This window comes from Amycolatopsis umgeniensis (assembly GCF_014205155.1).
Lineage (GTDB): Bacteria > Actinomycetota > Actinomycetes > Mycobacteriales > Pseudonocardiaceae > Amycolatopsis > Amycolatopsis umgeniensis.
The window spans coordinates 6,627,215-6,650,772 of record NZ_JACHMX010000001.1; the positions used below are offsets into that span (position 1 = coordinate 6,627,215).

The following is a 23,558-nucleotide window of genomic DNA, read 5'->3' on the forward strand; positions in this document are numbered from 1 at the left end:
CCAGCTACGCGCAGGTCAGACGCAGGTCCGTGAAGGACTCCTTGAGGGACTCAGGGTCCCTCAAGGTTCCCCTCACTCGACGCGGAGCGCACCCTTGGCCCCAGCTGCATCACCGGCCTCGTTTCCCTAAGCCTTGAGCGACTTGAAGAACGTCTTCAGGTCGTCGTGGGCGGTCCCGAAGTCTTCGGTGTTGCCGGTGATCGCCAGTTCCAGCGTCTCGCCGTCGGACAGTTCCATCGTCAGGTAGGCGGTGAGCTTCCGGCGGGGGAACCCGCCCGCGACGATGTCCGTGAACGGGATCCGCCGCGCGCCGGGTTCGGCGCGCAGATCGTCGAGGCCGCGTTCCCGCAGTTTCCGGATCCGCTTGCGGTCCGACACCCCGCGCGCCCCGATCAGACCGGCGACACCGCGGCGGACGAGCACCGAACGCGCCATCGGCAGCAGCACCACTTCGGTGTCGCAGACGACCAGGTCGTAGAGCTTCCGCTTGGCCTTCAACGCGGTGAACATCCCGAGCATCCGGGCGTCGGCGGGATCCGGTTCCCGTTCGGGCTCCTGTTTGCAGAAGTACGTGGCGGGCACGGTGAGCAGCTGCAGGTTGTGGACCAGTTCGTCGACAGCGCGCGGGCTCCGCACCGCCGGGCCGACCAGTTCGGCGACGTCGAACGGTTCGCCGTCGCCGAGGCACAGTTCCCAGCCGCCGCCCCAGTTCAGGCGGTGCGCGGCGACGCCGTTGTCGATCATCGCGGCGGTGACGGTGTCGGCGAACAGTTCCGTCAGCAGTTCGCGGCCCTCTTCGCGGGACGGGGCCCGCAGGGGTTTGGCGAGCGCGTCGGCGTCGCCGTCGCGCAGGACCCGCACGACCTCGCCGATCGTGCCGCGCGGCGCCAGCCTGCTCTCGATCCCGGCGGAGGTCAGCAGCTTCGCGCCCTCGGCGACCGACGCCCGGCCCGCGCGTTTGACGACTTCGTCCCAGTCCGCCCGCGGTCCGACGTCGCGGATCAGCACGTCGAGTTCCGCTTCGGGGACGTCGACCTTCGGCGCGCCCAGCAGCGACCAGCCCGGCCGCGCGTCCGGCTTCACCGGATTGTCCGGCACCCCGGCCAGCGCGGCGATCCGCCGTTTCGTGGGCGGATGGCTGTCGAACTTCGACAGCTCCTCGCCGTCGAGGATGTCTTCGGCGTACTCGGTCACCCACTCCCGTTGGACCGGATGGTTGAGGTACGACCGGAAGCCCAGCAGGACCGCGGGAGTGCGCCGCGCCGCCGTGCCGAGCGAGATGTAGCGCTCGGCGTAGTCCTTCCAGAGCGGGTTCAGCGTCGCGACCTTCCGCAGCGCCGCGGCCGCGGTCCGGCTTCCCGCCGCGAGCACGGACGCTTCGTCGGCCTGGAGTTCCTGCCGCCGGTTCGCCGACCGGGCGACCAGCAGGTACAGCTTCGAGTAGGCGGAGAGCAAGGCCCTGGCGGGGCCGCCGTCCAGCCTGTCGACGGTGAAGGCGAGCGTCTGGGTGCCGCGGTAGGTCAGCGCGAGCAGACGGGTGTGGCCGCCGCTGTAGTGGCCGAGTTCGTGCGCGAGCACCGCGCGCAGCTCGCTCACGCTCAGCGCGGCCAGCAACGGCAGCCCGACCAGCATCGTCCGGCGGCCCGGCCGCAGGCCGAGGAACCGGGCGTCCTCGGTGACCGCCGCGTTGATCTCGCCGATCAGCACGATCTCGTCCGGCGGCCGCGTCTTCACCTGGGCCGCGAGGTCGTCGATCATCTCCCACAACGCGGGATGGGCGTCGCGATCCAGCCGCGGTCCCTCGATCGGAGGACGCCGCGCCCGCAGCGCGCTCACCAGGCCGAAACCGAGCGCGATCATGATCGCGAGCCCCGCGAGCATGACGTAGGTGCCGATCTTGCCCTGGATCCGCAGGCCCGCCAGCACACTGGCGACACCCACCGCGACGACCACCACTGGGAACGCCACGAGCAGAAGTGTCGCGAGGACGGCGCGTCCTCGGGCCTGCATCGTCCGGTTACCTCTTTTCCTACAACGGCCGTCTGTGGGGCCGAATAGTAACCGGCCCCGCAGAGACTCGTGAGCGGTAAGGACGGTTCTCACCGCCCTTACCGCTCACGAGACCAGACGCTTACGCAGCGTTGAAGGTGTCGGGATCCGGTCCGGTCCGCAGACCCCGGTCCAGCCCGGCCAAGGACGCGACGTCCTCCTCCGACAGGGTGAACCCGAAGACGTCCAGGTTCTCCTTGATCCGCGACGGCGTCACGGATTTCGGGATCACGATGTTGCCCAGCTGCAGGTGCCAGCGCAGGACGACCTGCGCCGGGGTGCGGCCGTGCTTGTCCGCGAGCGCCTTCACCGCGGCCTCGCCGAGCAGGTCGCCACCCTTGGCCAGCGGGCTCCACGCCTCGGTCGCGATGCCGTGCTTCGCGTCGAACTCGCGCACCTCGGCCTGCTGCAGGTACGGGTGCACCTCGACCTGGTTGACCGCCGGGGCGACGGAACCGGCGCCGAGCAGACGCTCGAGGTGGGCGGGCTGGAAGTTCGATACGCCGATCGCGCGCACCCGGCCGTCGGCGTAGAGCTTCTCGAAGGCCTTCCACGTGTCGTTGTAGAGGTCGCGCTCGGGCGTCGGCCAGTGGATGAGGTAGAGATCCAGCTGTTCCAGGCCCAGTTTGGCCAGGCTGGCGTCGAACGCCTTCAGCGTGGCGTCGTAGCCCTGTTCGCTGTTCCACAGCTTGGTGGTGATGAACAGCTCGTCGCGGGCGATCCCGGACTCGGCCAGTGCCTTGCCGACGCCTGCTTCGTTGCCGTAGATCGTGGCGGTGTCGATGCTGCGGTAGCCCGCGTCCAGCGCGGCCTTGACCGCGGCGGTGGTCTCCTCGTCCGGCACCTGGAAGACGCCGAACCCGAGCTGCGGCATCTCCACCCCGTTGTTGAGCTCGATGGTGGGAATGTCGGTCACTTGCGTTCCTTTCGTGGGTACTTGCGGGTCAGGCGGCGGGGGCCAGTTCGGCGCGACGAGCCTTCCGTCGCCCGTGGTCGAGCATGCCTGAGATGACCGCGACCAGCAGTCCGGCGAGCGCGAGCGCGGCGCCGATCCAGTTGGACGCGGTGTAGCCGAGACCGGCGTCGATGGCCTGCCCGCCGAGCCACGCGCCCCCGGCGTTGCCGAGGTTGAACGCGGCGATGTTGGCGGCCGACGCCAGCGCGGGAGCGCCTTCGGCCTTGGCCATGACGCGGGCCTGCAGCGGCGCGACGGTCGCGAAACCCGCGGCGCCGAAGACCGCGATGGTGATCGCGGCGGGGAGCTGGGCGTGCGCGGTGAAGACGAACACGACCAGCACGGCCGCGAGCGTGGCGAGGATGACGTAGAGGCTGGGCATCAGCGACCGGTCGGCCGCCTTGCCGCCGATCAGGTTGCCCGCGAACAGGCCGGCGCCGAACAGCACGAGCAGCCAGGTCACCGCGCCGGGCGAGAACCCGGCGACCTCCGTCATCATCGGGGCGATGTAGGTGAAGGCCGCGAACACCCCGGCGAACCCGAGGGTGGTCATCGCCAGCGCGAGCCAGACCTGGAGACGCCGGAAGACGGCGAGTTCGCTGCGCAGCCCGGCGCTGCCCGTCGTCGCCTGTACCGGTACCAGCGCGACGATCCCGATCAGGCCGATCACGCCGAGGGCACTGACGGCCCAGAACGTCGAGCGCCAGCCGAGTGCCTGCCCGAGCGCCGTCCCGGCGGGGACGCCGAGGACGTTGGCGACGGTCAGCCCGGTGAACATCATCGCGATGGCGCTGGCCTGTTTCGCGGGCGCGACCAGCGAGGACGCGACGACCGCGCCGACGCCGAAGAACGCGCCGTGCGAGAGCGCGGCGATCACGCGGCCGGTCATCAGCAGACCGTAGGTGGGGGCCAGCGCGGAGACGACGTTGCCGGCGATGAACAGGGCCATCAGGCCGACCAGGACCGTCTTGCGCGGCACCCGCGACGCGAGTGCGGTCAGCACCGGAGCGCCGACTACCACGCCGAGGGCGTACCCGGAGATCAACAGTCCCGCGGAGGGGATCGAGACGCCGAAGTCGTTCGCGACCTCGGGCAACAGGCCCATGATCACGAACTCGGTGGTGCCGATACCGAAGGCGCTGATCGCCAATGCGAGCAGAGCGGCAGGCATGGAGGCCTCACTTCTTCCCGTAGAGTGGTGTTGGCTGGCGTAGGCAACTACGGGCGTCTGAAATAGTTGCACGCGCCGTATATTGCACACGCTTGATGATGCACGACGCAACGAAGTTCGGGCAACCGGGGAAGAGGTGAACCGTGTCACTGGCCGACGACGCCGTGGAAGCACGCGCGCAGGGCTGGCGGACCCTCGCCGCACTGCACGCGCGGATCGAGGACGCGCTCGAGCGCGCGCTGGCGCAGAAGCACGAACTGTCCGTCAGCGAGTACACCGTGCTGGACGTGCTCGGCCGCCAGGACGGCTTCCACCTGCGGATGAACCAGCTGTCCAACGCCGTCGTGCTCAGCCAGTCGGCGACGACGCGGCTGGTCTCGCGGCTGGAGGACCGGGGACTGCTGCAGCGGTACCTGTGCCCGGACGACCGGCGGGGCATCTACACGGAGGTCACCCCGGCGGGGCAGGAACTCCTCGCGGCCGCGCGGCCGACGCACGACAGCGTCCTCACCGGCGCGCTGGCCGCCGCCGAAGAGGTCCCCGAACTCGCGCCCCTGGTCGCCGCTCTCGGAAAGCTCACCTTCGCCCGCAATTAGAGGACTAAACGCGGCCGGGCTGGCAAAGTGAGGGCGTGGACGATCTTCTGTTGCGCCGGGTCCGGGTCGGCTTGGCGGGCTCCCTGTCGGACGTGTTGATCCAAGGCGGCCGGATCGCGGCCATCGAAGGTCCGGGGCAGGCGGGTGAAGCGTCGGAAACCCTGGACGGGCACGGCGGAACGCTCCTGCCCGGGCTCGTCGACGCGCACGCGCACACCGCGCAGTGGTCGGCCGCGCGCCGCCGGATCCCGTTGGGGGAGGCGACCTCCGCCGCCCATACGGTCGATCTCGTCCTCGCTCATCTGCTGGCGAACCCGGTGCCTCCCGGCGACCTCGTGCTCGGCGCCGGCTTCCGCGACGGTCTCTGGCCAGACGCCCCGCACAAGGACCTGTTGCAGAAGGCGCTGCCCGGGCATCCGGTCGCCTTGTTCAGCGCAGACCTCCACACCTTGTGGCTCAGCCCCGCCGCCCTGAAGCTCATCGGCCGCGAGCATCCGACCGGCGTGCTGCTGGAGAACGACTGCATGAGCGCGACGGCCGAACTCCCTGTCGCCCCCGAAGACGTCATCGACGGCTGGGTCGCCGACGCGCTCGACGCGGCGGCCGCCCGCGGCGTCACCAAGATCGTCGACTACGAGTACACCGACACGGTCACCGCCTGGCGGCGGCGGCTGGCACGGAAACCCTTGCCGGTCAGGGTTTCCTGCGTGATCGCGAGGTACCTGCTCGAGACCGCCGTCGAACGCGGCCACCGCACCGGCGACGTCCTCGAAGACACCGGCGGACTGCTCACGGTCGGCCCGTTCAAGCTGTTCGTCGACGGTTCCCTGAACACGCGCACCGCGTACTGCGTCGGGCATTACGCCGGGACGGAGTCCCACGGGCTGCTCGAACTGCCGCCCGGGGAGCTGGAACCGTTGATGCGCAAGGCTTCCGAGAACGGGCTCTCACCCGCCGTGCACGCCATTGGCGACCACGCCAACAAGATCGCCCTCGACGCCTTCGCGAACGTCGGATGCGCGGGCCGCATCGAGCACGCGCAACTGCTGCGTGCCGAGGACGTCGCGCGGTTCGCCGAACTGGGGGTCGTGGCGAGTGTGCAGCCCGCCCACCAGCCGGACGACCGCGACGTCGCCGACCGGCACTGGCATGGCTGGACAGATCGGGCTTTCCCTTACGGCGCCTTGTATCGCTCCGGGGTGACCCTGGAGTTCGGCTCGGACGCGCCGGTCGCGCCGCTGGATCCGTGGGACGCGATCGCGTCGGCGGTCAGCCGCACCGACGACCACCGCCCGCCGTGGCATCCCGAGCAGGCCATGCCGCTGGAGGCCGCGCTCGCGGCGGCGTCCGGCGGCCGGACCGGGGTGGCGGTCGGGGACGTCGCGGATCTGGTCGTCACCGCGGTGGATCCGTCGCGGCTGTCCCCGGCGGGACTGCGCGACACCCCCGTCACCGCCACCGTGATGGACGGCAGGGTCACCTTCTCGTCCTGACCCCTTCCCTTGCCCGGTCGCAACGCCCTAATGGGAGGGCATGGACCACCGCCTGCTCGACCGGATCCGCGACCTGCACGGTTCACTCGGCACCGATCTCTCCTGCATCACCCGGATGGTCGAGGACGACACTCCCCGCGCGGATCTTCTCCGTGACCTCGGGGAGCGGCTCTGCGAACTCGGCGCGGCGCTGCTCCGCCGTTCGGACGACGTCAACGCCGACGTGCTCGCGAAGCTGCCTGACGACGGCTGGCTGCCCGAAGCGGGCGCGCGTCACCGGGCGCTGGTCGTGGCCCACAACGTCGGCGCGCGGCCGCTGCGGTGCGGGCGTATCTACCTCGCTCTTTGCGGCGCACCGTGCTTTCCGTTCTACGGCAGGGACCCCGCCGGGAGGACTGCGCGGCACGAGCGGTGCCGCGACTGCCAAGACCGCCTGTTCCGGTGACGGCGGCTGCGGGCCGAGGTGGGGTGCGGCAGGGTGAGGTGATCGCGGAGGGAGCGCCCATGAGCACCGAGAAGCTGTTCCGGATCGCCATCGCCTTGAAGGGGCTCGACGGCGCTTTGCAGCTGATCGGCGGACTGGTCCTGATGGTCGTCCCCGCTTCGGCCATCACCGGTTTCGCGCACGCCGTGGTCACCCGCGATCTGCTCGGCGATCCGGAAGGGACGCTGGCCCGGCATCTCGAACTCGCCGCCGGTCACTTCGTCGAGGGCCGGACGTTCGCCGTCGTGTACCTCGTCGCGCACGGCCTCATCAAACTCGGCCTGGTCTGGGCGCTGGCGCGGAAGGTGATGCGCGCCTATCCCGTGGCCGCGGTGGTGCTTTCGGCGTTCGTGGTCTACGAGATCTTCCGGGCGATCCACACGCACTCGCTCGCGCTGCCGTTCTTCGCCGCCCTCGACGTCGTGATCGTCGTGCTGGTGCTGCGCGAATACCGGCAGCTCAAACGGGATCGCGTCGCGGCCTGACCGCCCGGTTCAGGCCGCGACGCGAAATTTCTCCGTGACGAGATCCGCGCCGGGCGGATCCACCACGATCGCGGTGGCGTTGTCGGAGCCACCGAGCGAGATCGCCGTCCGCACCAGCTCCGTGGCCGCCCTGCCCGGCATCCCGAGGATGTCGAGCATGGTCGGACCGCTGAGCGTCTTGTGCACACCGTCGCTGGTGAGCAGAAGCCCACCGGTGGAGACGGTGGCCGTGCCGATCTCGTGAGCACCGGCCGTGCGGACGCTGGTGGTGACGACGTGTTCCATCCGCGGTGTCACGGGCTGTTCGTGGTCGCGGAAGTACTGCGCGAGCGTATGGTCCTTCGTCACCTGCCGCACGGTGTAACCGTCCCAAGCGTACGCCCGCGCGTCCCCGACCCACGCGATGCCATACCCCTCGTCGTTCTGGACGGCCACGACGAGGACGCAGTCACCGGTCCCGCCGAGCTCGAGCACAGCGCGCTGAGCAGCGAGAACAGCCTCGACAGCGCCTCGCCCGACCGGCGACCGGGCCGCCGCCGAAGCCGCCGTCCGCGCCGCGTATCCCGCGTTCGGGTGATCTCCGACTCCGTCGGCCAGCGCGAACACGATCCCCGCCCCGCCCGCGGCCGCGTACGCTCCGACAGCGTCCGCGTTGTGCTCGCGCGGCCCCTGCGCGCTCGCCGTGTGCCAGTGTGGAAGTTCCCTCATGGTCTTCTCCTCACCCCTGGGTGATCCCTGCTTCCAGCATCCGCCTGTTTGCTGAGTGCGGCCTGAGGGGTGGCTGTCGGGTGGATGTGAGCGAGCACCGCGGTCACGTGAGTTCCGTCCCTGATCACGCGAGTTCCGTCTTTGATCACGCGAGTGCGGTGCCTGATCACGCGAGTGCGGTGCCTGATCACGCGAGTCCCGCCTTCGCCCTGATCGCGAGCCCGGCACACCTGCCCGTGGGTTGGGTGGGTCGTGAGTGGCGCGGCACCGCACTCGCGTGACCAGGCCCGGATCTCGCGTGATCAGGGACCGCACACGCGATCAGGAGAGCAGGTTGTAGACGGTCTGTTCGCCCACCGTGGTGGCGGTGAAATTCGCCGCGACCCATTCGGAGATCTCGTTCGAGCCGCCGCCGGGGCCACCGCCGCGGCCGCCTTCGACGTAGTAGGTGATGTCGCCGTTCGCCACGTACTGCTGGAATTCCGCCAGCGTCGGCGCCGGATCCGAGCCGCTCCAGCCGCCGATGCCGATCACCGACTTCCCGCTCGCGAGTTCCAGGTTCGCCGCCGACTGCGAACTCGACGTCGCCGCCGCCCACTTCGTCGTGGTCGCCGCGAGCACCGTCCCGAGTTCCGCCGACGAGCCCTCCTCCATGCCCATCCCGCCCATGCCCCGCGGCTCGCCACTCGAGGCCGGGCCGGAGGTCGGGATCGAACCGGAATGCGCTTGCGAAGCGGTTTCGACGCCGTACGCGGTGGTGCCGAGGCCGACGGTCAGCACGGCGACGGTCGCGACCACGGCGACGAGTTTGCGCATCGGCGGGACACCCACCAGGACGACGGTCGCGGTCACCAGGCCGAGCCCGACGATGATCCAGCGCAGCGCGGGCAGCCAGCCGGAATCGCGGTCGAGCAGGATGTACGCCCAGACAGCGCTCGCCGCGATCATCAGCGACAGGAACACCCTCGGCGCGAGATGTGCCCGGCCGCGCCATAGCGAGGTTCCGGAGATCGCCACCACCGCGGCGATCGACGGCGCCAGCGCGACGGCGTAGTACGGGTGCACGATGCCGCTCATGTAGCTGAACACCAGCGAGGTGACGAGCATCCAGCCGCCCCAGACGATCAGCGCGGCCCGCGTCCGGTCGGTTCCGGCGGCCCGCCTGGTGAACCACAGCCCCGCCACCAGGCCGATCAGCGCGGCGGGCAGCAGCCAAGACACCTCGCCGCCGAAGCTGGCACCGAACATCCGCGTCAGGCCGCTCTCACCGCCGAAGCCGACGTTCCCGCCGCCCATCCCCCCGCCAGTGGTAGCCACCATTTCTCCGCCGCCACCCGTGGTGCCCACCGTCATCCCGCCGCCACCACGGCCGAAGATCCGGCCGAGACCGTTGTAGCCCAGCGCCAGTTCGAGCAGGCTGTCGTCGGTCGAACCGCCGATGTAGGGCCGTGAACCGGTCGGCCACAGGTCGACCAGCGCGATGAACCAACCCGCTGAGACGATCATCGCGACCAAGGCTCCGAGCAGATGAAGCAACCGTTTGCCCAGCGAGGTCGGAGCGGCGACCAGATAGGCGAGTCCGAAAGCGGGCAGCACCAGGAACGCCTGCATCATCTTGGTCAGGAAGCCGAATCCGATGGCGACACCGGCGAAGGCCAGCCAGCGTGGGCCGGCCTTCTCGATCGCGCGGACCGTGCAGTACGCGCCGGCGATCAGCAGGAGGGTCAGCAGCGCGTCGGGGTTGTTGAACTTGAACATGAGCGCGGCGACCGGGGTGACGGCGAGCGCCGCCCCCGCGAACAGACCGGCGGCCGGTCCGGAGGTCCGCTTCACCGTCAGGTACAGCAGGCCGACCGAGGCGACCCCCATCAGCGCTTGCGGTGCCAGCACGGTGAAACTCGAGAAACCGAAGAGCCGCGCGAACGCCGTCGTGACCCAGAGCGCGGCCGGGGGTTTGTCGACGGTCAGCACGTTCCCGGCGTCGAGCGAGCCGAACAGCCACGCCTTCCAGTCCTGCGTGCCGGACTGCACCGCCGCCGCGTAGAACGAGTTGCCGTAACCGGAGGCCGTCAGGTTCCAGAAGTACAGCACCGCGGTGGCGGCGAGCAGGCCGAAGACCGAGGGGCGGACCCAGCGGGCCTGTGGTTCGACGACGTTTTCCTCGACGGGGCCGGGTTCCACCCGGGAAGCGAGTGCGGTGGTCATGAGGTCAGCTCTCCATCTCGGTGGCGGGCCGTCGGCGGGACGAGCGGAAGACCCAGCCGCGCAGCAACAGGAAACGCAGCACGGTGGCCGCGAGGTTCGCGAGCACGAGCGCGGTGATCTCGAGGGGCAGTCCCGGCGCCGTCATCGTGTGCAGCAGCGCCAGCGCGCCGCTGGTGAGCCCGAGCCCGAGGCCGAACACGACGAGACCCTGGAACTGGTGCAGCCCGGCGCCTCCCCGGCCGCGGATGCCGAAGGTCAGGCGCCGGTTGAGCGCGGTGTTGCCGATCGCCGTCACCAGCAGCGCGACCAGGTTCGCCGCCTGCGCGCCGGTGAACGTCCGCAACAGCAGGAAGAGCACGAGGTACGCGACGGTGCTCGCGACACCGATGGCGGCGAACCGCACCAGCTGCCGCACGAGGCTCGGCGCCACTCCCGGCGCCTGTACCTGGATCGGCGCGCGGCCGAGTTGTTCGCGCAGGCCGCTGATCGGGATCTGCCCGGTCAGCGTCGCTTTGGTCAGCCGCGCGATGCCCTTGAGGTCGGCGGTCGCGGTGGCGACGATGTTCACCGACGAGTCCGGGTCGTCGATCCAGTCGACCGGGACCTCGTGGATCCGCAGTCCCGCTTTCTGTGCCAGTACGAGCAATTCGGTGTCGAAGAACCAGCCCGTGTCCTGGATGTGGGGGAGCAGCCGCTCGGCGACGTCGGCGCGGATCGCCTTGAAACCGCACTGCGCGTCGCTGAACTTCGCGGCCAGCGTGCCGCGCAGGATCAGGTTGTAGCAGCGGGAAATGAACTCCCGCTTCGGCCCGCGCACCACCCGTGCGCCGCGGGCGAGCCTGCTCCCGATGGCGAGATCGGAGTGCCCGGACAGCAGCGGTGCGATGAGGGGGCCGAGCGCGGCCAGATCGGTCGAGAGGTCGACGTCCATGTAAGCGAGCACGGGGGAGTCCGAAGTGGACCAAACGGCGCGCAAGGCACGGCCGCGGCCTTTCTCTTCCAGGTGGCGGACTTCGACGTCGTCGAACTCGCGGCTCAACCGTTCGGCCACGTGCAGGGTGTCGTCCGTGCTGGCGTTGTCCGCGACGGTGATCCGGAACGAATACGGGAACTGCTCGACGAGATACGCGTGCAGACGCCGGATGCACGGCTCGAGGTCGGTTTCCTCGTTGTACACCGGGATGACGACGTCGAGGACGGGGGATCCGGTCGGGGCGATGGCGTGGCGGCGGCCGGTGTCGGCGCCGGAGATGATCGCGGCTGTCATAACGTCAATCTCGGACATCGCGCTGAGGTCGGCTTGTGTCCCGCCTGTGTCCTCGCTGTGTCCCGTCACGGGGTTCACCGGCTCAGGTCGTAGACGGTGACGCCGTCCACGGTGGTCGGTGTGTAGGTGGCCTGGACCCATTGGGCGATCCGTTCGGCCGCGTCGCTGCCGGTCTCCCCACGCATCATCATGCCCTCGCCGAGGAAGTAGTGGATCTGTCCACTTCGGACATACTCCTGGAACTGTTCCAAGGTGGGAGAAGGATCCGTGCCGTTGAATCCGCCGACGGCCATCACCGGCGCACCGCCGCCGAGCTGGTAGCCCGCCGCGTTGTTGGAGCCCACCGTCGCGGCCGTCCAGGTGTAGTCCGCGCTGTCCTGCCGCAGGAGGGCGGCGAGGCTCTCGCCGGGCAGGCTCGTCCCGAGCAGCCCGCCGCCGGGGCCGCCCATTCTCATACCCCGCCCCGTTTCCGGCCCGGCGGAAGGGAGTGCGCCGGAATGAGGGGTCGCGGCCGTCGCGACCGTGTACGCGCCGGTGCCCGCGAGAACGGTGATCAGGGCGCCCACGGCGACCAGACGTCGTGCCGCGCCGGGCAAACTTGCCGCGAAGAAGGCCAGGAACGCGAACAAGAGACCGGCAACGAGGATCGCGATCGCCAAGCCGGGAAGCCAGTCGGATTGGCGTGACAGCAGGAGATACGCGGTCAGCGCGGTCAAGCCGATCCCGGCGCTCGAGGTGCCCGCGGCGGCCGGATTCCCCCGTGCGCGCCACAACCGCGTCCCCGCGATTCCGATGAGCGCGCCGATCGCCGGGGCGAGCGCGATCGTGTAGTACGCGTGGATGATGCCGCCCATGTAGCTGAACACCACGGCGGTGCCCAGGAACCAGCCGCCCCACAGGATCAGCGCCGCGCGGCCGCGGTCGGTGCGCTCGGCGTGGCGCGTGAACCACAGTCCGGCGGCCAGCGCGATGACGGCGGCCGGGAGCAGCCAGGCGATCCCGCCCGCCATCTCGCTGCCGAACAGCCTGTCCCAGCCGGTGCCGCCCCAGCCGCCGTTGCCACCCCCGCCGACACTGCCGACCTCGTCACCGGTGATCCGGCCGAGACCGTTGTAGCCGAAAGCGAGTTCCCACAGACTGTTCTCCTGCGAGCCGCCGATGAACGGCCGGTCGGCGGCGGGCCACAGCGCGACGACGGCGAGGTACCAGCCGGCGGAGACGAGGGTCGCGACCAGAGCCCCGGACAGATGCAGCAGGCGGCGGCCCACCGACGTCGGCGCGGCGATCAGATACGCGAGCCCGAACGCGGGCAGCACCAGGAACGCCTGCAGCATCTTGGCGAGGAAGCCGAAACCGACGGCGACCCCGGCCAGCGCCAGCCAGCGCGGGCTCGCCTTCTCCAGCGAGCGGACGACGCAGTAGGCGCCCGCGGTCAAGAGCAGGACGAGCAGCGCGTCGGGATTGTTGAACCGGAACATCAGCGCGGCGGCCGGCGTGAGCGCGAGGACCGCGCCCGCCAGCAGACCCGCGGCCGGGCCGGAAGTCCGCCGCACCGCCGCGAACAGCAGGGCCACCGAGCCGACGCCCATCAGCGCCTGCGGAACGAGGACGCTCCAGGCGTTGACGCCGAACAGACGCGCGGAAAGGCTCATCACCCACAGCGCGGCCGGTGTCTTGTCGACCGTGATCGCGTTCGCGGCGTCGCTCGATCCGAAGAACAACGCCTTCCAGCTCAGCGATCCGGCCTGCGCCGCCGCCGAGTAGAAAGCGTTGGCCCAGCCGGATTCGCCGAGGTTCCAGAGGTAGAGGACGGTGGTGGCGAGCAGAAGCGCGGCAAGGGAGGGCCGGACCCAGCGTGGGTCTTCGGGCCTGCCTCGGGCGGGTGGAGCGTCTTGATCGGCTTCGTCGCGGGAGGCGAGGAGGGTCATGGCCTCAGGGTCGGATGCCGAGCTGGGGTGTGGTTGTGCCGAACCTGTGCACCCGCTGTGAGGATTCGATCACCGGCAGATACACGGCGAATTCGGTGTGCCCCGGACGGCTGTGCACCTCGATCGTGCCGTGGTGGGCCACCACGATCGCCGACGCGATCGCCATCCCGAGCCCGGTGCCGCCCGCCGTCCGCGAACGGGAGGAGTCGCCGCGGGCGAAGCGTTCGAACACGCTGGGCAGGAGTTCCGGTGCGATACCGGGGCCGTCGTCCGTCACGGTCAGGACGGCGTGCCCGGTGTGGGAGCGGCCCAGCGCGGTGACCACGGTGGTGCCGGGCGGGGTGTGCGTCCGGGCGTTGGACAGCAGGTTCGCCAGCACCTGGTGCAGACGCTGGACGTCGCCGCGGACGGTCAGCGGCCCGTCCGGCAGCCGCAGTTCCCAGCGGTGGTCCGGGCCCGCGACCTGCGCGTCGCCGACCGCGTCCGCGGTCAGCCGGGTGAGGTCGGCGACGCCCGCTTCGAGCGGCCGTCCGGCGTCGAGTCTCGCCAGCAGGAGGAGATCCTCGACCAGCGTCGTCATGCGGGCGGCCTCGGACTGGATCCGGGACATCGAACGCGCGACCTCCGGCGGCACCAGCGCGCTGCCGCGGCCGGCGAGTTCGGCGTACCCCCGGATCGCCGCGAGCGGGGTGCGGAGTTCGTGGCTCGCGTCCGCGACGAACCGGCGGACACGGGTCTCGCTGGCGTGCCGGGCTTCCAGCGCCTGCGCGATATGCCCGAGCATGAGGTTCAGCGCCGAACCGACCTGGCCGACCTCGGTCCGCGGATCGGTGTCGATCTCGGGCACCCGCACGGAAAGCGCGACCTGGCCCCGGTCGAGCCGCATCGCCGACACCCGGCCCGCCGTCGCCGCGACGCGGTCGAGCGGCCGCAACGTGCGCCGGACCGCGAACGCCCCGAGGAACCCGGCGCCGACGACACCCGCCGCCGCGACCCCGAACAGGATCCACCCGACCGTGGTCAAGGTGTCCTGCATCGGCCCGAGAGGGAGCCCTGTGACGACCACGCCGCCGGGGATCGAAACGGCCTGCACCCGGTAGTCGCCCAGACCGCCGAGCGCCATCGTCATCGGCGGCCGGCCCGACGGGATCGCGAACAGGCCGGACTCCTGTTCGGCCGAAAGTCCTTGGGGGAGCCCTTGTACCGTCAGGACTCCCGCGTAGAGCACCCGATCACCGGAGAAGCGCACGCTCAACGTCCCCGACGCTTGGCCCGGCGCGTTGAGCGGGTTGGGGCCGGGGCCGGGCGAGTCCTCCGGCGGCCGGTTCGCGTAGTCGTGGGCACGGGCCGACGCGGCCGAGAGCTGCCCGTCGATCTGGCCGATGAGGAACGACCGCAGCGCGATCTCGCTCGCGACACCGATCACCAGGCAGACGAAGGTGAGCAGCAGCACCATCGAGCCGGTCAGCTTGGTGCGCAGGGAAAGCCGCCCGGGCCGGGACCACCGGCGCGGGCCGGTGGTCGGGACCGATCCGGGTGCCATGCCTTCGAGCGTGCGCCGCGGTCGTATGCGCGTGTTGTGTCCCGCCTGTGAGCCCGCTGTGCGGTCCGGTGGTGCACGGGCGCTTCACAGTGAAGGCGTGACTCACGTGATCAAGGACCGAACTCGCGTGACCAGAGACGGATCTCGTGTGATCACGCGAGTTACGCCTCTGATCACGCGAGTTACGGGCCTGATCACACGAGTCACGGGTCGCGGAACCGACGACTCAGGAGTCGTAGTCCACGGTCAGCTCGGCGGACGTCGCCACCGCCCGGCAGGTCAGGATCCGCCCGGCGGCGACCTCGTCGCCGGTGAGCGCGTAGTGCACGTCCATCCGGGCGCTGCCTCGCACCACCGTCGCGCGGCATGTGCCGCAAGCCCCGCCGACGCACGCGTACGGCGCGTCCACACCGTGCCGCAGCGCGGCGCTGAGCACGGTTTCGCCCACCGTCGCGGGGATTTCGGCGGTCTTCCCGCCGGCGGTCACCGTGAGCACCGGGCCCGGCCGCCGCGAGGGGCGGACGGGAAGCGCGCCTTGGAACAGCTCGAAGTGGATGTTCTCCTCGGGGACGTCCTTGTCCGCCAGCGTCCGGCGGGCCATGTCGACCAGTTCGCGCGGGCCGCACAGGAACCAGTCGTCCACCTTCGCCGGATGCAGCCGCGCCTGGAGCAGCGCGCGCAGGCGGGTGCCGTCGAGGCGGCCGCGCTGGTAGCGCTCGTGCGAGATCGCCAATGCCTCGCCGACGGTGTCGAACGGTTTCCCGATCCGCTGCGTGCGCAGATCCGGGTCGCGTTCGTCGGTGCGGTAGTGCACGACGTGCAGCCGTCCGCCCAGTCGCGCGGCGAGGACGCCGAGTTCGGCGGCGAACATCGTGGTGGCGCCGGAGGTGTTGACGTAGAGCAGGGTCGCCTTGCTGTTCGGCTCGTCCAGCAGGGTCGCGGTCAGGATCGAGAGGATCGGCGTGATCCCGCTGCCCGCGGCGAGCGCGACGTACCGGCCGGTGCGGCCCTGTTCCGGGGTTAGCGTGAACATCCCGTCAGGGGGGAGCACTTCCAGTTCGTCGCCCGCCTCCAGTTCGGTGGTGGCGAACGTCGAGAACGCGCCGCCGATCTGGTGCTTGATCGCGATCCGCAGCACGCCGGAGTCCGGTGTCGAGCAGATCGAGTAAGCGCGCCGCACCTCTTCACCGTCGACATCCGCGCGGATGACGAGATGCTGTCCGGGCGTGAACCGGAAGGTCTCCCGCAGCCGCTCCGGCACGTCGAACGTCACGGTGACGGCGCCCTCGCACAGCGGCCGGACCTCGGCGACCCGCAGCGAGTGGAACCGGCTCGGCTGCCGGGGCTGCGGAGCGGGCGGCTCCTCGTCGAACGAGCCGGTGAGCTGCCGCCATTCGCGGTACTCCGTGGACGTCAGTTCGCGGCCCCAAGCGGTCGCGATCGGGACGTCCCTGGCGAGGTAGGCGTCGCGGTTGTCCTTCCACGCGCGCAGGTACCGGTAGAACGGGATCGCCGGGTGGAGATGGTGCACCAGGTGATAGTTCTGGCACAGCATGATCGGCGTCATCAGCCATTCGAGCCCGACGCGGACGCGGGTGGCGCCGAACCGGTTCTGCCGCCGCGCGCCGAGGTCGTGATGGGGGAGCCAGTCGAACCACCAGGCCAGTACGGCGAGGCCGACGCGCTGCGGGATCAGGTAGACCACCAGCAGTTCCCAGCCGTGGCCGGTCGCGGTCAGCCAGGCGAACGCGGCGAGGCTCAGCAGGACGACGGCCGCGGTCTCGACGCGTTCCGCCGGTGGCCGCGTGCGCTGCCGCGCCACGTAGAAGCGGGCGTACCAGAAGTCGATCGTCAGCCACCGCAGCGGCAACTGCCACCAGGGGCCGTGCGCGGTCCAGGCGTCGGGATCGGTGTACGCGTCCTCGTTGGTGTTGCGATGGTGTTCGAGATGGATGTAGCGCACCAGGGAAAAGGCCCCGTAGCTCGCCACGAACGGCATCGCGAGTCTGCCGAGCAGTTCGTTGACCCAGGTGAGCTGTCCGGCCGCGTGGTGCGTCGACTCGTGCAGCACGGTGAACATCGTGAAGGTGACGAGCGCGTGCAGCGGGATGGTCACCCACAGCGGCGCGGCCTCGTTGACCACCAGCCAGGTGGCGCCCGTCCAGACCATGGCCCCGCCGGTGAACAACAGCACCGTCGGCATCGAGACGACGGGCAGCGGGATCCGCGGGTTGGGCACCCCGCGTCTCGGTGTTCTCTCGGCCAGTTCCCCCGTGTCCTCGGACCGGGTGGCGGCGACGGTCATCGATCGGTCCCCTCGGTCGATGGCTACCGGGACAAAGCTGTCACACCGTAGACAATTAGTACTGGTTTGTAAACTTCATCTACCTGCCGAAACACCTCGGCACGGCGCCCGATGGTGAAGCGTGGCACGCATCCGTGTCCAGGAATGGGCCGCTTCGTAACAGAGAAGAACCGAAAACTGGTCCGATCGGGTGGTCAGGGGCCGGTTCGCCGGACGGCTCCCGAAACCTGTGATCGGCCCGGGAGGGCGGGTGCGACGGGGCCGGGATGGCCCCGGGACCGGACCGATGAGCCGCGGGGCCTAGACTCGGACGGCCCGGTCTGCAAGCTGGCCAGGGCACATCCGCTGTCGACCGCATGCGGATGCTCAATCACATCGTTTACCGCTCGAGGAGAATACGTTGAAGAGCACCGTCGAGCAGCTCAGCCCGACGCGAGTCAAGATCAATGTCGAGGTGCCGTTCGACGAGCTCAAGCCGAACTTCGACCGCGCCTACCGCAAGATCGCCCAGCAGGTGCGCATCCCCGGCTTCCGCCCGGGCAAGGCGCCGGCTCGCGTGCTGGAAAGCCGGATCGGGCGAGCCCCGGTGCTCGACGAGGTCGTCAACGAGGTCATTCCGGCCAAGTACATGGAAGCCGTGCGCGCGGGCGAGGTCCGCACGCTGGGCCAGCCCGAGTTCGAGGTGACCAAGCTCGAAGACCGTGAGGTCCTGGAGTTCACCGCCGAAGTCGACATCCGCCCGGAGATCTCGCTGCCCGACCTCGAAGGCTTCACGGTCAGCGTCGACGACGTCGAACTGACCGACGCCGAGATCGACGAGCAGCTCGACGAGCTGCGCGCCCGCTTCGGCACGCTGACCGGCGTCGAGCGCGCGGCCGAGAACGGCGACTTCGTCTCGATCGACCTCGCGGCCACCGTCGACGGTCAGGAGGTCGAGGAGGCCTCGACCACCGGCCTGTCCTACGAGATCGGCTCCGGCCAGCTCGTCGACGGGATCGACGAGGCGATCATCGGCGCGAACGCGGGCGAGACCAAGACCTTCACCACGAAGCTGGTCGCCGGCGAGCACGCGGGCAAGGACGCCGACGTCACCGTCACCGTGCAGACCATCAAGCAGCGCGAGCTGCCCGAGGCCGACGACGAGTTCGCCCAGCTGGCGAGCGAGTTCGACACGATCGACGAGCTGAAGGGCGACCTTCGCGAGCGTCTGGGCCGCGTCAAGAAGATGCAGCAGGGCGTCCAGGCCCGTGACAAGGTCCTCGAGGAGCTTCTCGAGCGCACCGAGGTCGCGATCCCGGAGAAGGTCCTCGAGGCCGAGATCGAGAACCGCAAGCACGACGCGATCCACCCGTTCGACCACGACGAGGCGCAGTTCGCCAAGGCGCTCGAGGCCGAGGGCAAGACCGTCGAAGAGTTCGACACCGAGGTCCGCGAGGAGTCGGAGAAGGCGGTCCGCACCCAGCTGCTGCTGGACAGCATCGCCGACGCCGAGCAGACGTCGGTCAACGACGGCGAGCTCACCGAGCGGATCATCTACCAGGCCCAGCGCTTCGGTGTCAGCCCGGACGAGTACGTCCAGCGGGCGCAGCAGTCCGGTCAGCTGACCGCGATCTACGCCGACGTCCGCCGCGGCAAGGCGCTGGCCACCGTGGTCCGCAGGACCACCGTGACCGACGCCTCCGGCACCGCGGTCGACCTCGAGGAGCTGTTCGGTCCCGCACCCGAGGAGACGCAGGTCACCGAGGAAACCGCGAAGACTGCGGCCGAGTAGGGAATACCCGGTCCGGGCGAAACGGACCGTAAAGCTGTAAGCGAACTTGGGCGGTGTCAGGCATTCTGCACCGCCCAAGTTCGTTAGGGTCGGTTGCAAGATCCTCAGCACTTGGACACAGCATCTGGACATACAGCGGCGGCCGAGGCACGGCTGGCCGCCGTCGGCGAAAAGGCAGGCATGACGTGACGCAGCACACGCCCGAGGCGCGGACCGGTACCGCGGGGCTCAACCTCACCGACTCGGTCTTCGAGCGGTTGCTCCAGGAGCGCATCGTCGTCCTCGGCTCCGAGGTCAACGACGAGGTCGCGAACCGGATCACCGCCCAGTTGTTGCTGCTCGACGCAGACGACTCCGAGTCGGACATCCGCTTCTACATCAACTCGCCCGGTGGCTCGGTCACCGCGGGTTTCGCGATCTACGACACCATGCAGCTGATCCGCCCGGACGTCGCGACCTACGCGATGGGCCTGGCCGCGTCGATGGGGCAGTTCCTGCTCTCCTCCGGCACGCCCGGCAAGCGGTACGCGCTGCAGCACGCGCGCATCCTCATGCACCAGCCCTCGGCGGGTGTCGGCGGCACGGCCTCCGACATCGCCATCCAGGCCGAGGTGTTCGGCAAGTGGAAGCAGGAGCTGGCCAAGATCACGGCCGAGCAGACGGGTCAGAGCGTCGAGCAGATCGTCAAGGACGGCGACCGTGACCGCTGGTTCACCGCGCAGGAGGCGAAGGACTACGGCTTCGTGGATCAGGTCCTCACCCGCGAGAACCCGCTTCCCACCAGCTGATCCGCGCCGGCACACAGGAGAATTTCAATGAACGACTTCCAGCTTCCGATCGGGTCGCAGGCGCCGGGGATGCAGTCGCGGCTCCAGCTGCCGCAGTCGCGGTACGTCCTGCCCTCCTATGTCGAGCGCACGAGCTACGGCATCAAGGAGTCGAACCCGTACAACAAGCTCTACGAAGAGCGTCAGATCATGCTCGGCGTGCAGATCGACGACGCGTCGGCCAACGACGTGATGGTCCAGCTGCTGCACCTCGAGCACGAGGACCCGGACCGCGACATCATGATCCTGATCAACTCGCCCGGTGGCTCGTTCACCGCGCTGATGGCGATCTACGACACGATGCAGTACGTCCGCCCCGACATCGTCACCATGTGCATCGGCCAGGCCGCTTCGGCCGCCGCGGTGCTGCTGGCGGCCGGTACCCCCGGCAAGCGGTTCACGCTGCCGAACTCGCGCGTGCTGATCCACCAGCCCGCCACCGAGGGCACCTACGGCCAGGTGTCGGACCTGGAGATCCAGGCCAACGAGATCCAGCGCGTGCGCCGTCAGATGGAGGTCATCCTGGCGAAGCACACGAACAAGGACGCCGACGAGGTCAAGAAGGACATCGAGCGCGACAAGATCCTGACGGCCGACGAGGCCAAGGCGTACGGGATCGTCGACGAGGTCCTCGAGTACCGCAAGGCTTCGAGCAGCTGATCGTGCGGGGATCCGGTGCGTGTCGGGAGACGACACGCACCGGATCCCTGGTCTAAGGTCAGCTTCTGGCGTGCTCAGATGTGACGTTGGTTCTCCCGCCGGCGGCATCGGACGGGTACCGTCAGTGGCAATGTGTGAGGCTCCGAGAGGTCATCCGTGACCGGGGTACGACAGTCAGGCACGACAGTGCAGGCGCAGACAATGCGCCGGAGGGGACGAGGTCAACGGCCATGGCACGGATCGGTGACGGCGGCGACCTGCTGAAATGTTCTTTCTGCGGCAAGAGCCAAAAGCAGGTGAAGAAGCTCATTGCCGGCCCCGGGGTCTACATCTGCGATGAGTGCATCGATCTCTGCAACGAGATCATCGAGGAAGAACTGGCGGAGGCCGGTGAGGTCAAGCTCGACGAGCTGCCCAAACCCGCCGAGATCCACGAGTTCCTCGAGCAGTACATCATCGGCCAGGACGACGCGAAGCGTTCGCTGGCCGTGGCGGTGTACAACCACTACAAGCGTGTGCAGTCCGACGACAAGGCCGGACCGAAGGATTCCAAGGACGAAACCGTCGAACTGGCGAAGTCCAACATCCTGATGCTGGGCCCGACGGGCTGCGGCAAGACCTACCTGGCCCAGACGCTGGCGAAGATGCTGAACGTCCCGTTCGCGATCGCGGACGCCACGGCGCTCACCGAAGCCGGCTACGTGGGCGAGGACGTCGAGAACATCCTGCTCAAGCTGATCCAGGCGGCGGATTACGACGTCAAGCGGGCCGAGACGGGCATCATCTACATCGACGAGGTCGACAAGATCGCCCGGAAGTCGGAGAACCCGTCGATCACCCGCGACGTGTCCGGCGAGGGTGTGCAGCAGGCGCTGCTGAAGATCCTCGAGGGCACCACCGCTTCGGTGCCGCCCCAGGGCGGCCGCAAGCACCCGCACCAGGAGTTCATCCAGATCGACACGACGAACGTGCTGTTCATCGTGGCCGGCGCGTTCGCCGGACTGGAGAAGATCATCAACGAGCGGGTCGGCAAGCGCGGCCTCGGTTTCGGCGCGGAGATCCGCACCAAGGCCGAGATCGACGAGAGCGACATCTTCTCCGACACCATGCCGGAGGACCTGATCAAGTTCGGGTTGATCCCGGAGTTCATCGGGCGGCTCCCGGTCGTGGCGACGGTGACCCACCTGGACAAGGACTCGCTGGTCAGCATCCTGACCACGCCGCGCAACGCGCTGGTGAAGCAGTACAAGAAGCTCTTCGAGATGGACAACGTCGAGCTGGAGTTCACCCAGACCGCGCTCGAGGCGATCGCCGACCAGGCCGTGCTCCGCGGCACCGGCGCCCGTGGCCTGCGCGCGATCATGGAAGAGGTCCTGCAGCCGGTCATGTACGACATCCCCAGTCGCGACGACGTCGCGAAGGTCGTCATCACCGAGCAGACGGTCCGCGAGAACGTGAACCCGACGATCGTGGCACGTCAGCCGTCACGTCGTCGCAGCAGCGAGCGCGGCGAGAAGTCCGCCTGAGCGGAGATCTTTCGTCACCGACGCCCCGGCCGGACCCTTCCGGCCGGGGCGTCGGTTTCTCCGGTCCCGCCGGCCGGTGACGCAGACCGAGATAGGATGCGATCGTGCCGCTGACTTCCACGAAGGACGAGAACGAGGCTCCCGAACTGGCAGCCGCGAGTCCGCGCGAGGTCAGGGGACTCGTCGAACTCACCGAACGCATCGTCATCGGGGCCTACCGCGGGCATCCGTGGATCCCGCGCGCGCTGACGATCGCGCTCGGCGTGCTGGTGGCGACCTGCCTGGTGGCGGGCGTCGTCCGGCTGTCGCCCCTGCCGTTGATCCCGCTGCCGCTGTTCGCCGGTTCGGCGTACGCGCTCATCCGGATCAAGACGGCGCGGAGCGCGGAGGCGAACCGTGCGCTCGTCGCCTGGACCGGACTGTTCACCGGTGCGACGCTCGCCGGATTCTGGTTGATCTCGATGGCGGGACGCTGGCTCGGCTGATCAGCCCGGAGACCAATTTCGACTTTTCCTCCGTTAGCAGGGTTTCAGAATCGGTTCCACGGGGTAAGACGAGTCCGTGACAGTCACCGCAGGGCCCTTCTCGCATGTGGGACTGCTCTACTCCGGTGACTCCGAGTATCTGAACGGTACGGTTCCGTACATCCTGGAGGGCCTGAAGCTCGACGAACCCGTCGCGGTGGCCGTACCGGGCCGAAATCTGACGCTGATCGAAGAGGCCCTGGGCGATTCGGCCGCCGAAGTCGAGTTCATCGACATGACCGAAGCGGGCCGCAACCCGGGCCGCATCCTTCCCGGCGTGCTCCTCGCGTTCGCGGACAACCGATCCGGGCCGGTCCGGATCATCGGCGAGCCGATCTGGGCGGGGCGGTCGGCCATCGAGTACCCGGCGTGCGCGCAGCACGAGGCGCTCATCAACTTCGCCTTCGGTGACCGCGACCTCAGCATCCTGTGCCCGTACGACCGGACCAGGCTCGAGGACGACGTCCTCGCCGACGCGGAGCGGACCCACCCGACCTTCTCGGGTGTCGAAGGCGATCGCCCGAGTGAGGACTACGCCCCCGACGCTGTCGTCGAGAAGTACAACCTGCCGTTGCCGGAGCCGTTGTCGGCCGACGCGTTCCGCTTCGATCTCTCCAGGCTCGGCGCGGTGCGCCATTTCGCGCAGGACCGGGCCGTGGAGAGCGGGCTGGCCCCGGACCGGGTGGAGGATCTCGTGCTCGCGGTGGCGGAACTGTCCGCCAACAGCGTGCTGCACGGTTCCGGACACGGTGTCGTCCGAGTCTGGCGTGACGACGGCTACGTGCTCTGCGAGGTCATCGACGAAGGCACGCTGAGCGACCCACTGGCGGGCCGCCGTCCCGCGTCACCGGGGCAGATCGGCGGCCGCGGACTGGTGCTGGTGAACCAGGTCGCCGATCTGGTCCGGCAGTACCGGAGACCGGGCTCGACCGTCACCAGGATCTTCTTCCGGGTCTAGGCGTGTGGCCGGCAACGGCGCGCGACCATCTGCCTGGCCGAATTCGGTACTTCACGTGACTGGGTGGACGACACGCGTGATTGAACGGACGACACGCCGCGAG

Annotated in this window: 19 protein-coding genes; 10 read left to right on the forward strand and 9 right to left on the reverse strand. The window is 69.3% G+C overall.

Annotated elements, in window-relative coordinates; genetic code table 11:
- Positions 1 to 126: 126 nt before the first annotated feature.
- The 3 genes from HDA45_RS30980 to HDA45_RS30990 form a co-directional block, all read right to left on the reverse strand.
- Positions 127 to 1,968 carry a M48 family metalloprotease gene (locus HDA45_RS30980; RefSeq protein ID WP_343072196.1) on the reverse strand — a complete coding sequence of 614 codons (1,842 nt, stop codon included), beginning with the start codon at positions 1,966 to 1,968 and terminating at the stop codon, positions 127 to 129.
- A gap of 163 nt (positions 1,969 to 2,131) precedes the next feature.
- Positions 2,132 to 2,965 (reverse strand): aldo/keto reductase, encoded by an 834-nt coding sequence (locus tag HDA45_RS30985; RefSeq protein WP_184901282.1) that lies wholly within the window; start codon positions 2,963 to 2,965, stop codon positions 2,132 to 2,134.
- 28 nt (positions 2,966 to 2,993) lie between these two features.
- Positions 2,994 to 4,175, reverse strand: coding sequence for an MFS transporter (locus HDA45_RS30990; protein ID WP_184901285.1), 1,182 nt, complete (start codon positions 4,173 to 4,175; stop codon positions 2,994 to 2,996).
- Positions 4,176 to 4,318: 143 nt separating this feature from the next.
- On the opposite strand from HDA45_RS30990, the gene HDA45_RS30995 reads away from it, so the two are divergent.
- The 4 genes from HDA45_RS30995 to HDA45_RS31010 are packed head-to-tail and all read left to right on the forward strand — an operon-like array spanning position 4,319 to position 7,233.
- Positions 4,319 to 4,771: a MarR family transcriptional regulator gene (locus HDA45_RS30995; protein ID WP_184901287.1), complete on the forward strand. Its 453-nt coding sequence runs from the start codon at positions 4,319 to 4,321 to the stop codon at positions 4,769 to 4,771.
- A gap of 35 nt (positions 4,772 to 4,806) precedes the next feature.
- The gene (locus tag HDA45_RS31000) at positions 4,807 to 6,264 is read left to right on the forward strand and encodes an amidohydrolase family protein (protein WP_184901289.1); all 1,458 of its coding nucleotides are present in this window, start codon (positions 4,807 to 4,809) and stop codon (positions 6,262 to 6,264) included.
- Positions 6,265 to 6,304: 40 nt separating this feature from the next.
- Entirely contained in the window at positions 6,305 to 6,709 is a 405-nt protein-coding gene (locus HDA45_RS31005) for a hypothetical protein (protein ID WP_184901292.1), read from the forward strand.
- Positions 6,710 to 6,768: 59 nt separating this feature from the next.
- Positions 6,769 to 7,233: a DUF2127 domain-containing protein gene (locus HDA45_RS31010; RefSeq protein WP_184901294.1), complete on the forward strand. Its 465-nt coding sequence runs from the start codon at positions 6,769 to 6,771 to the stop codon at positions 7,231 to 7,233.
- Positions 7,234 to 7,242: 9 nt separating this feature from the next.
- On the opposite strand, the gene HDA45_RS31015 is transcribed toward HDA45_RS31010, so the two are convergent.
- The 6 genes from HDA45_RS31015 to HDA45_RS31040 all read right to left on the reverse strand — a co-directional run bounded on the left by HDA45_RS31015 (position 7,243) and on the right by HDA45_RS31040 (position 17,123).
- Positions 7,243 to 7,941, reverse strand: a complete 699-nt coding sequence (locus HDA45_RS31015) for a PP2C family protein-serine/threonine phosphatase (RefSeq protein WP_184901296.1) — start codon at positions 7,939 to 7,941, stop codon at positions 7,243 to 7,245.
- 321 nt (positions 7,942 to 8,262) lie between these two features.
- Positions 8,263 to 10,146: an ArnT family glycosyltransferase gene (locus tag HDA45_RS31020; RefSeq protein ID WP_184901298.1), complete on the reverse strand. Its 1,884-nt coding sequence runs from the start codon at positions 10,144 to 10,146 to the stop codon at positions 8,263 to 8,265.
- A gap of 4 nt (positions 10,147 to 10,150) precedes the next feature.
- On the reverse strand, positions 10,151 to 11,413 hold the full coding sequence (locus HDA45_RS31025; protein WP_184901300.1) for a bifunctional glycosyltransferase family 2/GtrA family protein: 1,263 nt from the start codon (positions 11,411 to 11,413) through the stop codon (positions 10,151 to 10,153).
- Between the two features lie 74 nt (positions 11,414 to 11,487).
- Positions 11,488 to 13,341: an ArnT family glycosyltransferase gene (locus tag HDA45_RS31030; protein ID WP_184901302.1), complete on the reverse strand. Its 1,854-nt coding sequence runs from the start codon at positions 13,339 to 13,341 to the stop codon at positions 11,488 to 11,490.
- Between the two features lie 4 nt (positions 13,342 to 13,345).
- Positions 13,346 to 14,884, reverse strand: a complete 1,539-nt coding sequence (locus HDA45_RS31035; protein WP_221471284.1) for a sensor histidine kinase — start codon at positions 14,882 to 14,884, stop codon at positions 13,346 to 13,348.
- A gap of 226 nt (positions 14,885 to 15,110) precedes the next feature.
- On the reverse strand, positions 15,111 to 17,123 hold the full coding sequence (locus HDA45_RS31040) for a fatty acid desaturase (RefSeq protein WP_184906230.1): 2,013 nt from the start codon (positions 17,121 to 17,123) through the stop codon (positions 15,111 to 15,113).
- Between the two features lie 466 nt (positions 17,124 to 17,589).
- On the opposite strand from HDA45_RS31040, the gene tig reads away from it, so the two are divergent.
- The 6 genes from tig (at position 17,590) to HDA45_RS31070 (ending at position 23,455) form a co-directional block, all read left to right on the forward strand.
- The gene (gene tig, locus HDA45_RS31045) at positions 17,590 to 18,960 is read left to right on the forward strand and encodes a trigger factor (protein WP_184901304.1); all 1,371 of its coding nucleotides are present in this window, start codon (positions 17,590 to 17,592) and stop codon (positions 18,958 to 18,960) included.
- A gap of 185 nt (positions 18,961 to 19,145) precedes the next feature.
- Positions 19,146 to 19,748 carry an ATP-dependent Clp protease proteolytic subunit gene (locus tag HDA45_RS31050; RefSeq protein ID WP_184901306.1) on the forward strand — a complete coding sequence of 201 codons (603 nt, stop codon included), beginning with the start codon at positions 19,146 to 19,148 and terminating at the stop codon, positions 19,746 to 19,748.
- Between the two features lie 27 nt (positions 19,749 to 19,775).
- Positions 19,776 to 20,447: an ATP-dependent Clp protease proteolytic subunit gene (locus HDA45_RS31055; RefSeq protein ID WP_184901308.1), complete on the forward strand. Its 672-nt coding sequence runs from the start codon at positions 19,776 to 19,778 to the stop codon at positions 20,445 to 20,447.
- A gap of 230 nt (positions 20,448 to 20,677) precedes the next feature.
- On the forward strand, positions 20,678 to 21,973 hold the full coding sequence (clpX, locus tag HDA45_RS31060; RefSeq protein WP_184901310.1) for an ATP-dependent Clp protease ATP-binding subunit ClpX: 1,296 nt from the start codon (positions 20,678 to 20,680) through the stop codon (positions 21,971 to 21,973).
- A 104-nt stretch (positions 21,974 to 22,077) separates the two neighbouring features.
- Positions 22,078 to 22,458, forward strand: coding sequence for a hypothetical protein (locus HDA45_RS31065; RefSeq protein WP_343072197.1), 381 nt, complete (start codon positions 22,078 to 22,080; stop codon positions 22,456 to 22,458).
- A gap of 76 nt (positions 22,459 to 22,534) precedes the next feature.
- A complete protein-coding gene (locus HDA45_RS31070; protein ID WP_343072198.1) occupies positions 22,535 to 23,455 on the forward strand; it encodes an anti-sigma factor RsbA family regulatory protein in 921 nt (306 codons plus the stop codon).
- Positions 23,456 to 23,558 lie beyond the last annotated feature (103 nt).